A 13254-nucleotide genomic window follows, 5' to 3' on the forward strand; every position below is an offset into this window, starting at 1 on the left:
TTTGAAATTGCCTGAGTTACGTCGTCAATAGCCGACGTGAAAAAGAACAAACAGGTCATCTTCATCCCTGAGTGGCCCTTCTGTGTAACGGGTGTAGGTGGGTCGTACCTGCACGAACGGGACTGGATATAATTCTACCGAAACGCGGACGAACTCCTCCACACCCGAGGTCAGCTCTTTGTCGCCATCAAAGAAATTGTATTCGCCGATTAGATAGACACCGTACATCAGGCGGGTAGTCAGGTTTGCGTAGGTCACGATCGTATCATTTCCCTTGCCGACCACATCGGCCTCGCCCATGAGGGTAAATCGGCTCCAGGAAATCCCTCCAAAAAGCGCTTTGGCGTGCGGCAGGGCATCGCCCATGGCGGGAAGGTCCTCGGTTATGCGGATGGAAGCGCCAATCATGATACTGAAGGACGGGAGCGCGAGAGGGCTGAAGAGGTGCACGCCGTAGACTCCCTGCCCTGAACGGTCATGGGCTTCAAGCGATGCGTGTACCGGATGTATCGCCGCGCCGACCGAGATTCCATCCAGGTAAAGCAGCGGAGGATTCCCGGTGCGTTGTCGGACGAAGGCCGTGTGGTCCTCCGGGTGGAGGCCAAACGCGGGAGAAAATCGACCGGCCTTCACATAATATTCGAGATCGCCGAAACTCAACAGCGCGAAATTCTCGGAAATACCGCTCTCGCCCACACGAAATTGGTACACGAGGTTTTGGATCGGCTCAACAGCAGCAAAAGCGTCGGTCTGCATCCGGAATACGGATCCGTCGTCGAACACGAGATGTCGAGTATCGAACCCAATAGTAACGGCCTCGGCAATGCGCGGCGGCCGGTACCGGTCGGCCAGGAGGGATTTGGTCGCCTGGAGCGTCAGTTCCTGAAACGCGACCGAGTGATTGCCGAATTCCGTCCGCATTCCGCCGCCGGATGGATTGACGTGGCAACTCGTGCACGATGTCGCGTATTCCACTGCCAGCCGCGGCAAGGAGGCGGCTGTGGCGGCCAGCGCCACGATGGGAAGGACGGTTGCAAGAACTCTGCGCATACCAGCGATCTCCTCGAACATTCCGTGTTGCAACACGAGCTTGTCCTGAAACGTCGGAGGGACCAGCCGCCGGGGCTGATCCGTCCGGTATATTTATGGAGATCGCGAGTCCGCGTTCCGTGCAGGGAAAAGTGAAGATTAGTGTTTAAAATGCCTGATACCGGTGAACACCATGGCAGCCCCGGCCTTATCGGCGGCGGCGACGGCATCATCGTCGCCCTTGGAACCACCGGGTTGGATGATTGCAGTCACCCCGGCGTCGGTCCCGACTTCCACTCCATCGGGCATCGGGTAAAAGGCGTCGGAAGCCATGACGGACCCTTTAGCGCGTTCACCGGCGCGTTTGACCGCGAGGAATCCGGCGTCAACGCGCGACGTCTGTCCCATGCCGATGCCGACCGTGGCGCCGTTTTTGGCCAGCACGATCGCATTGGATTTGGTATGCTTGACGACTTTCCAGGCAAACAACATATCGTTGATCTCGCGCTGTGTCGGAGCGCGCTTTGTGACGACTTTGAGGTCGTTGACGGAAATCTCGGCGTCGTCGGCCGACTGAACGAGCAGACCGCCGAGAATGTGCTTGAAGGCGGTGTCTCCTTTCAGACGGCCGCGCGCGATAGCGGGCAAACGGAGCAGTCGCCGCGTCTTTTTCTTCTGAAGCAGCTTAAGAGCATCGGGAGCGAAATCAGGGGCGATAATACACTCCACGAAATGCGTTTCATGGAGATGGTTGGCGCAATCCAAATCGACGGTCTTGTTCACACCAATAATGGAACCGAAAGCCGAAAGCGGATCCGACTCGTATGCGGCCTTGTATGCCTCGGCGATGTTCTTTGAGACGGCCGCGCCACACGGGTTGGCGTGTTTGAGCACGCAGGCAAACGGTTCCGTAAACTCGAGAAGCAAATCCAGACACGCGTTGAGGTCGTTGTAGTTGTTAAACGACAACTCCTTACCGCTCAGGATCTCCGCATCAAGCAAGGTTGGACCGGTGTACCCGGCCTGGACAAACACGGCTGCGTCCTGATGGGGGTTCTCGCCATAGCGAAGACTTGATCGAAACTGCCAGGTCTGAGCGAGTACAGCCGGAAATCGGCTCCCAGTTGCGGAGGTTTCCGTTCCGGAGGAATTGAAGTAGGTCGAGATGGCGGTGTCGTATCTGGCGGTAAGACTGAACGCCTTGGTCGCACAACGGCGCCGGAACTCCAGAGAGGTCATCCCGTCGTGTTCTTCGATTTCCTGCAAGAGGGTATCGTAATCCGCCGGGTCGACGACGACGGTCACATGATTGAAGTTCTTGGCGGCCGAGCGAAGCATTGAAGGCCCGCCGATGTCAATATTCTCAATAGCGTCGCTCTCCGTGACATCGGGCCGCGCGACGGTCTTCTCAAAAGGATAGAGATTGACGACGACGAGGTCGATGCCCTTACTTTCTAATTGAGCCAGCTGTTCACAGTCCTCTTCGTTGTCTCTTCGGAAGAGAATGCCGGCGTGGATCTTGGGGTGCAGGGTTTTAACCCGGCCGTCCATGACTTCCGGCGAGCCGGTAAAACTCCTGACCGATACGGCCGGGATGCCGGCTTCCTTCATTTTTTCAAGAGTGCCGCCGGTCGAGATAATTTCGATCCCACGCTCATGCAGCGCTTTAGCCAAAGCTGTAACGCCGGACTTGTCGGAGACCGACACCAGCGCCCGCTTGATTTTCGCTTCGTTCATCGCAGTAGTTACTTGCCTGTTAAACGTTTCTGGGCTTCACGGTAGCGGCGCGCTGTCGCTTCGACCACGTCGTCGGGCAGTACCGGCGCCGGCGGTTTCTTGTCCCAGCTGAGACTATCCAACCAGTCGCGAAGCGGCTGTTTGTCGAACGATGGCTGTCCGCGACCCGGCTCGTAAGAATCGACCGGCCAAAACCGGCTGGAGTCGGGAGAGAGCACTTCATCGATCAAGATGAACCGCCCGTCCTTGAATCCGAATTCAAACTTCGTATCGGCAATGATGATGCCCCTGGTTCGCGCGTAATCGGATGCCTTTAGATAAATGGCGAGAGACGCTTCGCGGCATTTCTCGGCGGTGTCTTTGCCAACGAGATCGATCATCTGTTGAAAGCTGATGTTTTCATCGTGGCCGTCGTCGTTCTTCGAAGACGGCGTAAACAGCGGATGCGGCAGCTTGTCGGATTCACGAAGGTCGGACGGAAACTCAAAACCGTGAACGGTGTTTGAACCAGTTGCCCGGGCCGATTTCAGTTCCTTCCACATAGAACCAGAGATGTACCCACGGACGATACATTCTGCGTCGATTCGTTCCGCTTTCGTGACAATCATGGAGCGACCGTCGAGTTGGTCGCGGTAGGCACGCAGCGCCTTCGGGTACTGGTCGACATCGGCGGTGACGAGATGGTTCTCCACAACATCTTTCAAGAAATCGAACCAGAACAGCGAAGTCTGCGTCAGTACCTTGCCCTTGCCGGGAATGGCGTTCGGCATGACCACGTCGAAAGCGGAGATGCGATCGGACGCGACGAACAAAAGGCTGTCACCCAGATCGTAGATGTCACGAACCTTGCCGCGACGGACGAGCGGGAACTCGCTGATATCGGTTTGGTAGACGACATTATCCATGGGTCTGAGTGTATTCTCCTTTGATGAGCTTGTCCAGCACTTTCGGATACAACAGATGTTCCGCATCGAGTACACGCGCCGCCAATGTTTCAGGCGTGTCGCCTTCGAGAACCGGCACTTTCAATTGCTCGAGTATCGTACCATTGTCGTAAATCTCATCGACCAGATGGACAGTGGGACCTGACTCACGGTCGCCTGACGCCAACACCGCCTCATGCACGTGGCGTCCGTACATCCCCCGACCGCCGTACCTGGGAAGCAGAGCCGGGTGTATGTTTACCATGCGCCCTCGATACTCCCGAACGACCACCGGCGGCATCAACTTGAGGTAGCCGGCCAGCGCAATGTAACTGATATCCCTCTCCCTCAGTCGCATCAGCAAGTCTTCCCCAGCCGAGTGTTCGCTTTCATAGTTGGACGTGCGAAAGACCCACGTCTCAATACCAGCATCGGCGGCCCGCACCAAGCCGTAGGCTTTTCGAGTCGACGCCACCACCCAGGCGATGTGACCTGCCAATCGTCCGCCGCGTTCGGCGTCGATAAGTGACTGCAGATCGGTACCCGAACCCGAAATGAATACCGCGACGCGTGCTTTACCGGTATCCATGTCACTACCCATCGAGTTTCTTTTTCAGCAAATCGTTCACGATTTGCGGATTCGCCTGTCCGCGAGTCTGTTTCATCACTTGTCCGACAAAAAAACCAAACACGTTTGTCTTGCCCGACCGGTACTTTTCGACGTTTGCGGGGTTCGATTCCAACAGCGAGTCGACTATAGGCTCAAGAACGGACGGGTCGCTTATCTGTTCCAGCCCCTTTTTGCGGATGATCTGGCCCGGCGGCTCTCCGGTTGCAACCATGTCGGCAAAGACCTCTTTGGCCATCTTGCCGGAGATCGACTCGGAGCTGATTCGGCGGAGCAACTCTGCGATGTTGTTCGGCCGGATATGGTAGTCCGCGATATCGCAGTCCGCCTCTTTGACCGCCGCGAGCAGCTCTGTCCCGATCCAATTCGCGGCCATCTGACCATCGTCAAATTCGGTCATGACGGCTTCGAAATAGTCGGCCAGCGACCGGGAGTCGGTGAGGACAGCTGCGTCGTACACTCGGACACCATATTGAGCCACAAACCGCCTTGCACGCTCATCGGCCAGCTCCGGAAGCGATGCACGGACCCGATCAATCCAGTCGTTGTCGATCTGCAGCGTCACCAGATCGGGCTCCGGGAAATAGCGGTAGTCATGTGATTCCTCTTTGGAACGCATCGGCTCAGCGGTCTGGGAGCGCTCGTTCCACAGCAGGGTCGTCTGCTCTACCTTTCCGCCTTTCATTATCAACTCCACCTGACGCCCAATCTCGAACTCAAGCGCCTTCTCGACATGCTTGAACGAATTGAGATTCTTCAGTTCGGTGCGCGTACCGAAGCCGGCAGAACCCTCGGGACGCACCGACACGTTTGCATCGCACCGAAGATGCCCTTTTTCCATGTCTCCGGTGCACACCTGCAAGTATTGAAGTATTTGTTTAAGCTTGACCAGATAAGCATAAGCCTCTGCAGGGGATCGAATATCAGGGCAGGAGACTATCTCGATCAGCGGCGTCCCGCAGCGGTTGAGGTCAACCTGCGAGTACGGTTCCCCGGATTCCGGGTGAAGCGATTTGCCTGCGTCCTCTTCGAGGTGGATCCGCAACAGGCCGACCGTCTTTGCTTCATTGTCTACTTCGAAGGCGATCTGCCCTCCCTCCCCTATGGGTTTGTCAAATTGAGAAATCTGGTAGCCTTTGGGGAGGTCCGGATAGAAGTAATTCTTCCGCGCAAAGACCGAGCGGTTGCAGACTGTGCCGCCGACCGCAAGGATCGCACGCATCGCATATTCGACGGCCTGTCGGTTGAGAACGGGGAGTGCGCCGGGTAGTCCCAGACAGACGGGACACGTCAAGCTGTTGGGCTCTGCGCCGTACTGCACTCGACACCCGCAGAAGATCTTGCTGTCGGTCTGAAGCTGGGCATGTACTTCGAGTCCGATTACGGGCTCGAAGCCGCGATACGTTGACACTGCAGGCTCTCTGCCTCCGCAGAACTGGTTTTCGGGTCAAACAAGTAACGGCGTGCGGGTGTTTGTCGAAACAGCAGAATGCACGCCGATCGCATCGTACGTCAGTCTATGTGCGGGAAATAACGGCTACAGGGCGAGAATGTCAAACCTTATCAGGCTGAGCAGCCCGGACAACTTGAACACGGCAAAGAAAAAAGCCAGTTGAACCAGGAGCCGGAACAGTCGTGCCGTACTTCGCCGCTCGGCCTGATCCGTGTCGTATCCGGCAGCACGAAAGATCAGAAACGGCAGGTCCGCCAGAAAGACGCCGATTTGATACAGCCAGAACAGCGGGTTGAAAAGATTGACTTGCTGGCGCCAGAGCCTGGTCTGGTATTTGACAATACCACGGTCGAGTAACGCGCGCACATCGTCGTCGCGAAGGTCGAAACTCCGAACAATATGGTCGCGGAAGATGGCCTTGATCAGGTTGATTCGGACTTTTTTGCCTCCGCGCGTTTGCGCGTCGCGCGTAATCAGCGAACCCAGTCCGACCCTCCGCAAAGAGTCGACTGTCAGGGCTGCGAGCGGTTCCATCTTCGCGAGCACGGCTTGCGCGGGCACATTGGTCTCGCGATTCGTGAAAGCCGCGTATTCGCGATACAGGGTTCGGAACTGCTCCAGATTGCCCAAGCGCCGTCGAACTTCAAAATACGTCATCATGAGACGGCCCTCGCTGCGAGGAATGCACTCAGGTCGCGGTTGAAGCGATCCGGCTGTTCGAGGTTGATCATATGTCCGGTCTGTTCGTAGACGGAGAGCTGACTACCCGCAATCTTCGCGTGCAGCAAGCGTGCCAGCGGAAGAAAGATCCGATCGAGCGCACCGGCAAGTATGAATGTTGGGGTATCGATCGTATGGACGCGCTCGAGATCCTGCTCTTTGTCGTACTTGCCACGCATCTTGTCCTTCCATACCGCCCCGGAGTATCCTCGCATCATCTCTTCAATCAGCGGTCGAATGTGTGCCCGCGCGCTCTCCCTATACCACGCGAGCGACCACTGCATCCATTGCTCTTTGGCGGCCTCAGCTCCTTCAGCACGACCTACTTCGTCGAGCCGAGTGAATCTTCGGCCCGCGCTGTACCCGGCCGCGCCCGTGCTGACCAGGGTCAAGGACCGAAGGCGATGCTGGTGAGCGAGCGCGAATCCGAGGGCGGTGGACCCGCCCATAGACAAACCCACCAGATGAAACCGCTCTATTTCTAAGATATCGGCAAGCTGGAGCAGGTCATTCACCCGGTCGGCGCGGCTGTAAGCCGTTGGAGGAGCGTCGGATTCGCCATGTCCCTTGGCGTCAGGAAGTATTACGCGATAGCTGGTCTTGAAGTAAGGGATCTGAGGGGTCCACATACGGCGATCCAGAGAGAAACCATGCAGGAAGATGAGTGGCTCCCCGACTCCGTGTTCCTCATAATAGAGCTTGAAATCACCAAGATCGGCGTACGGCATGTGCTACTGAGCTCGGAGGATTGTCCCCGCAACCTGGAATAGAGTCTGTTCGTCGAAGTGCGGCGCGATAAATTGGATACCGATAGGCAAGCCATCGCGCGATTTTGCGAACGGAACAGAGAGGGCTGGATTGCCGGTGAGTGACGCCGGCGCGGTGTATACATCGGACAGATACATGGCGAGTGGGTCGGTAATCTTCTCCCCCAGCCGAAACGCGGGAGTCGGAGCGGTCGGCGAGAGAATCAGGTTGACCGACTTAAAGCTTTCGTCGAATTCACGACGCATAAGTTCTCGCACCTGAGCCGCTTTGGTATAGTAAGCGTCATAGTAGCCGGCTGACAGCGCGTACGTCCCAAGCATGATTCTACGTTTTACCTCGGCCCCGAATCCCTTCGCCCTCGTGTCGGAATACATCTGTTCAAGAGCGCGGTCACCGCTTTCCCGCAAGCCGTAGCGAACCCCATCGAAGCGGGCCAGATTGGCCGAGGCCTCGGCTGACGCGATTACGTAATATGTCGGAATGGCCTTGTCGGTCATGGGCAACGAGATGTCGACGCAGCGGTGACCCAGTTTTTCCAACGTATCGCGGGCATTACCGATCGCGCGTTCCACGTCCGGGTCGAGTCCTTGTCCCATGTATTCTTTCGGCAGACCAATGACCAGCGAACGATCGAGCGCGAGGCGGGAACGGTAGTCGGGATGTCGGAAGGCGACTGAGGTCGAGTCGTTCTCGTCGCGGCCGGCCACAATGGAGAAGATCAACGCCAGGTCTTCGACCGTGCGGGCGAACGGCGAGATCTGGTCCGTCGATGACGCGAAAGCCGTCAAGCCGTAGCGAGAAATTGCACCGTAGGTTGGCTTTAGACCGAGAAGTCCGCAAAACGACGCCGGCTGCCGGACTGAACCACCCGTCTCCGAGCCAAAGGCCAGCGGAACGATGCCTGAGGCGACGGCCGCCGCCGAACCGCCCGAGGATCCTCCCGGGGCGCGGGTGTGGTCGACCGGGTTCTTGACCGGGCCGTAGTAGGAGTTTTCGTTTGAGGACCCCATGGCGAACTCATCGAGGTTGGTCTTTCCTATTATCACGGCGCCTGCGTCAATCAGGCGCGAGACAACGGTTGCGTCGTACGGGGGAACGTAGCCCTGCAGAATACGCGATCCGCAGGTCATAGGATAGCCGGTGTAGCTGATGTTATCTTTGATGGCGACCGGCACACCGGCAAGCGGCAACCGAGACTTCCTGTCGGCCTTCATGCGATCAACGGCCCCTGCCTGCGCAAGTGCCTTCTCCTCGCAGAGAGTTATGAACGCATTGAGGTCTTTGCCGATCGTGTTCGCGCGTCGAAGCGCTTCAGTGGTGACACCGACAGCCGAGAGCGCATCAGTCCGCACGCTCTCGGCGATTTCGTTGGCCGACATGGCCGTATAGTCAATCATGGCAGCCAATATAGGGAAAGCGTCGTATCGCGCCAAGTAATCAGTTTGCGCGGGGCGGTACTCAACAGAAAAGACAAAGCGCCGGAGTTCCGGCGCCTTGCAGCAGTCAGCAGCCCAAATTCAGCGTCTACAACATCGAGAGGTACTTCTGGATCTCGAACTCAGACACATGGGTGCGGTACTGGTCCCACTCGATTTTCTTGTTCGCAATCAGCTTGTCGAAAACGTGTTCGCCAAGTGTTTCGCGCAGCAGCTCCGATTGCTCGGCCTCGCGTGTGGCGTCGTCGAGCGAGCCGGGCAATGTCACGAACTTCATGCGCTCATCCTCGGTCATGCCAAAAATGTTGCGTTCGGTCGGCTTTTCCAATTCGTATTTCTCCTCAACCCCCTTTAATCCTGCTGCCAGGATGCAGGCAAACGCGAGGTAAGGGTTGGCGGAGGGGTCGGGAGAGCGCAGTTCGATGCGTGTGGCGCGCTCTTTGCCTACCCGGTACATGGGCACCCGCACGAGCGACGACCGGTTGCGCCGACCCCAGCTGACATAGACGGGCGCTTCGTAGCCCGGCACCAGCCGCTTGTACGAATTGATCCACTGGTTGTTTACAAGCGTGATCTCACGGATGTGCCTCAGCACTCCGGCCACGAAGTGGCGTGCCATGGCGGAGAGATTGTACTCTCCTTTGGCGTCGAAGAACAGGTTTTTGTCGCCTTCGAAAATCGACATATGCACATGCATTCCCGAGCCGTTTTCGCCGTACAGCGGCTTGGGCATGAAGGTGGCGTACATGTCGTTTTCGCTCGCGATTTCCTTCACTACAAACTTGTAGACCTGCACGAAATCGGCCATGACGAGCGCTTCCTGATACTTGAGGTCTATTTCGTGCTGGCTTGGGGCAACCTCATGGTGTGCGCATTCGACGGGAATGTCGAGCAACTCGAGGGCATTGACCGTCTTTTTTCGAAGCTGGGTGCCGATATCGACCGAGCCGTAGTCGAAATACCCCGTCTGGTCGAGGATATTCGGTTCCTGTCCGTTTTCAAAGTAGAAGTACTCGCACTCCGGACCGACGTAGAAGGTCCATTTCTTCTTCTCCAAGCGGGAGAGAGTGCGGCGCAGCACCCAGCGCGGGTCGCCGTCGTACGGCGAACCGTCGGGATTGGTGATATCGCAGAACAACTGCGCGACGCGTTCCCCCGCGATTTCCCACGGGATAATGCGAAACGTGACGGGATCCGGCATCGCCATGAGGTCGGATTCATCGATACGCGCGAAGCCTTCGATTGATGAGCCGTCAAAGCCCTGGCCCTCTTCGAGCACCTGCTCGATTTCCGCCCGGGTAATGGTCATCCCTTTGATACGTCCGAGAATGTCGGTGAAACAAAGGCGAATGTAGCGGACCTCCGCCTCATCAATTAATCTGAGGACGTCCTCGCGTGTTCTGGTCACGGCTGGCACTCCTGCGAAAGTTTGGGGTGTTTGTTGGTTTGAAAGCCCTAAATAGCGTTGCCTGAGTTCCTCGTGCAACGAAAAAACTCACAAAATCGATCCAGGAAAGCTAGTGTAACGGGCCGGGGACGGTTTTGTTCGCTCCGAACCGGTAGAAAGGAGAAAAATGGTGTGGCAAAGTCCAATTTGTGACGCCGGCCGCCGGCGTCGCGAGCTCTCCCGACAGCCAGCGTGGCCGCCCGGCCCCTGAGCGGGCACCCGGCGGCTCCAATCAGTCAGGCACTTTCGTCGTTTGCTTCAAGCGTCAGTTCAATTCGATGGGTTTGCGGCTGGAGTCGGCGGCAGACGACACCGGCCGCCTCCAGGATCCGTCGTGAGGCCTTAAAGACGTCCTGTTCCCGATACTTGTCCGACAAGTAGACTACTTCTTTGATGCCTACCTGTACGATCAGCTTGGCGCATTCATTGCAGGGGAACAGCGACACGTAAATAGCGGCGCCTTCCAGATCAGCTTTGTTGGAGGAGTTGGTAATGGCGTTCATCTCGGCATGGCAAACATACGGGTACTTGGTGTCGAGGAAGTCGCCTTCCCGCGACCACGGCGCGACATCATCGGAGAGGCCCCTTGGAAAGCCGTTATAACCGATGCCGATTATACGGCGTTTGACATTGACAATACAGGCGCCAACCTGGGTACTCGGGTCCTTGGACCGCTGGGCTGATAGTTCGGCGACCGCCATGAAGTAGTCATCCCAGCTCAAGTAATGCATGCGTTTCTGGGACATGGGCGGAGTATATGAAGTCAGCGAATTGCGGTAAAGAGCTTTCTTGTTCGATCCCTCAGAATAAGGTCCTGTGGACCGGCGGACCTCACGAAAAAGGGCCGCACGATGCGGCCCTTTGCCTGGCTAGCGATATCGAGAGCGATTATGACCTGGCGGCTTCGCCGGTTTTTGCCTTCATATAGTCGCCCAGCAGGTTGAGCAGGTCGATCGGAACCGGGAAAATAGTGGTGGAGTTTTTCTCGGCTGAGACCTCAACCAGCGTTTGCAGGAAGCGAAGCTGCATGGCATTGGGAGCCCGGCCGATGACCCGGGCCGCCTCGGCCAGTTTTTCTGAGGCCTGCAGTTCTCCTTCGGCATGAATAACCTTGGCGCGGCGCTCACGTTCGGCTTCGGCCTGTCGGGCAATCGCGCGCTGCATTTCGGGTGGCAGGTCCACGTTTTTGACCTCGACCACCGAGACTTTGACGCCCCACGGTTCGGTCTGGTCGTCAATGATCCGCTGCAACTCGGCATTTATTGTCTCCCGGTCGGCCAAGAGGTTGTCCAGTTCCTGCTGTCCCAGGACCGAACGGAGGGTCGTCTGGGCGATCTGCGAGGTTGCCTCGAAGAAGTTGGCTACCGAGACAATCGCCTTGTTTGCATCGGTGATCTGGAAATAGACTACCGCATTCACTTTGACAGAAACGTTGTCGCGGGTGATGACATCCTGCGCCGGGATATCGTAGGTGATGACACGCAGGTCGACTCGAACCATCTTATCGACGATCGGGATAAGGATTATCAGCCCGGGTCCCTTGGCGCCGATGAGGCGTCCGAGCCGGAAGATCACGCCGCGTTCATATTCCTTGAGCACCTTGATCATGTTGAACAGAAGCAGCAGCCCGAAGATTATGATGACGGCTAACACGGTCGGGAATGGTGACATACGTTATTCCTTTATCAGGTGTCTAAGAGTCAACTTTTTTCACTCTCAAGGTGAGGCCGTCGACAGCCGTAATCTCGACCTTGTCGCCGGTATCAAACCCGTCGGCGGGAGCGATACGCCACAACGCGCCCTCAATGTATACAAAACCGGGTTTTCGCACCGTTGCGGTCCGGCCCACCAGCGCCGAATCACCGGTAAAGGGCCTGCTCCGCTGCGCTCGTACCACCAGGCGTGTGATGATGGCGAACGACAGGCCTACGAGCACGACGATAGTGATCAGTGCGGTGCGCGAAACCTGCATGGCAGGGTCTACGGAGTCCACGAGTAACAACCCTCCGAAAAAGAGTGCGATGATGCCGCCGATAGTGAGCAACCCGGCGCTGGCTATTTTGAATTCGGCCACAAACATGATAATGGCAAGAAAGATCAGCAGGACACCGGCGTAGTTGATGGGCAACAAGTTCAGCGAGTAGGCCCCCAGTAAGAGGCTGATGCCGCCGACCACACCGGGCAGGATCGCGCCCGGGTTGTACAGTTCCAGTATTACGCCGAGGCCGCCGATCGACAGGAGTGCGAACGCCACGGTTGGTGACGACAAGATACTGAGTAGCTGGTCTTTGAAGCTCATCTCAATCGTGCGCACGACGTAGTCGTCAAGGCGCATGACTTTCTCCGAATCATCAGCCATCTTAGTGGTCCGGCCGTTCAGCTGATTCAGCAAATCGTTGAGCGACTTGGCCCGTACGTCGATCACGTTCATTTCGAGCGCTTCACGATCCGTAATGGAGACGGATTCGCGTACGGCCTTTTCGGCCCACTCGACATTTCTTCCGCGACGCTCGGCCGCAGCGCGAATCTGTGCAACCGCGTCATTGGTCACCTTTTCATTCATGACGGAGTCTATCTGCTGCCCCTGTCCGCCAACCGGGTGGGCGGCGCCGATGTTGGTTGACGGCGCCATTGCGGCAAAGTGGGAAGCGTAGGCGATGTAGACTCCCGCTGAACCGGCGCGTGAACCCGACGGGGCTACATAGGTACAGACCGGCACCTCGCTGTTCAGCAGCATCTTTGTGATTCCCTGGGTCGCGTCCATGAAGCCACCCGGCGTGTCCATCTCTATCACGATGAGCTCGGCGCCGCTCTCGGTGGCCATCGCAATGGCTTCCTCAATCCGCTCCTCGGTTACAATACCAATCGCCCCGTCCACCTGCATGACGTAGACGATGGCCGGAGCCTTGTCAGCCTTCTGGCTGGTGAGCGGGACGGAATCGGCGGTCACGCTGTCATCGGCAACGAGGCGAAGCGTGTAAGTGAATCCGGGTGAGAGCAGCAGAAAGCCGATAAGGAAAAGAAGAATCTTGTGTTTCATAGTGACTACACCCCTTGCTCCGCTTGTAATATGTCCGACGATCGACGGGCTGTCAATGTATTAGCATAACAGC

12 protein-coding genes are annotated in these 13254 nt (G+C 57.1%); all 12 read right to left on the reverse strand.

Features of this window, described 5'->3' with window-relative positions; genetic code table 11:
- Positions 1-24 precede the first annotated feature (24 nt).
- Complete coding sequence (locus tag RBT76_12665) at positions 25-1050, reverse strand: hypothetical protein (GenBank protein MDX9858637.1); 1026 nt, start codon at positions 1048-1050, stop codon at positions 25-27.
- Positions 1051-1188: 138 nt separating this feature from the next.
- Complete coding sequence (gene purH, locus RBT76_12670; protein ID MDX9858638.1) at positions 1189-2766, reverse strand: bifunctional phosphoribosylaminoimidazolecarboxamide formyltransferase/IMP cyclohydrolase; 1578 nt, start codon at positions 2764-2766, stop codon at positions 1189-1191.
- A gap of 8 nt (positions 2767-2774) precedes the next feature.
- The gene (locus RBT76_12675; GenBank protein MDX9858639.1) at positions 2775-3671 is read right to left on the reverse strand and encodes a phosphoribosylaminoimidazolesuccinocarboxamide synthase; all 897 of its coding nucleotides are present in this window, start codon (positions 3669-3671) and stop codon (positions 2775-2777) included.
- A complete protein-coding gene (gene purN / locus RBT76_12680) occupies positions 3664-4278 on the reverse strand; it encodes a phosphoribosylglycinamide formyltransferase (protein ID MDX9858640.1) in 615 nt (204 codons plus the stop codon). Before purN ends, RBT76_12675 begins: the two co-directional genes overlap by 8 nt.
- A 4-nt stretch (positions 4279-4282) precedes the next feature.
- Positions 4283-5728: an Asp-tRNA(Asn)/Glu-tRNA(Gln) amidotransferase subunit GatB gene (gene gatB / locus RBT76_12685; GenBank protein MDX9858641.1), complete on the reverse strand. Its 1446-nt coding sequence runs from the start codon at positions 5726-5728 to the stop codon at positions 4283-4285.
- A gap of 126 nt (positions 5729-5854) precedes the next feature.
- Complete coding sequence (locus tag RBT76_12690) at positions 5855-6430, reverse strand: hypothetical protein (protein MDX9858642.1); 576 nt, start codon at positions 6428-6430, stop codon at positions 5855-5857.
- On the reverse strand, positions 6427-7218 hold the full coding sequence (locus RBT76_12695) for an alpha/beta fold hydrolase (protein MDX9858643.1): 792 nt from the start codon (positions 7216-7218) through the stop codon (positions 6427-6429). Before RBT76_12695 ends, RBT76_12690 begins: the two co-directional genes overlap by 4 nt.
- A gap of 3 nt (positions 7219-7221) precedes the next feature.
- Positions 7222-8655, reverse strand: coding sequence for an Asp-tRNA(Asn)/Glu-tRNA(Gln) amidotransferase subunit GatA (gene gatA, locus RBT76_12700; GenBank protein ID MDX9858644.1), 1434 nt, complete (start codon positions 8653-8655; stop codon positions 7222-7224).
- Positions 8656-8782: 127 nt separating this feature from the next.
- Positions 8783-10111 (reverse strand): glutamine synthetase family protein, encoded by a 1329-nt coding sequence (locus tag RBT76_12705; GenBank protein MDX9858645.1) that lies wholly within the window; start codon positions 10109-10111, stop codon positions 8783-8785.
- Between the two features lie 266 nt (positions 10112-10377).
- Complete coding sequence (locus tag RBT76_12710) at positions 10378-10887, reverse strand: dCMP deaminase family protein (protein ID MDX9858646.1); 510 nt, start codon at positions 10885-10887, stop codon at positions 10378-10380.
- Positions 10888-11029: 142 nt separating this feature from the next.
- Positions 11030-11812, reverse strand: a complete 783-nt coding sequence (locus RBT76_12715; protein ID MDX9858647.1) for a slipin family protein — start codon at positions 11810-11812, stop codon at positions 11030-11032.
- A gap of 22 nt (positions 11813-11834) precedes the next feature.
- Positions 11835-13181: a nodulation protein NfeD gene (locus tag RBT76_12720; protein ID MDX9858648.1), complete on the reverse strand. Its 1347-nt coding sequence runs from the start codon at positions 13179-13181 to the stop codon at positions 11835-11837.
- Positions 13182-13254: the final 73 nt, after the last annotated feature.

The organism is Candidatus Zixiibacteriota bacterium (assembly GCA_034003725.1).
Taxonomy (GTDB): Bacteria; Zixibacteria; MSB-5A5; order GN15; family FEB-12; genus WJMS01.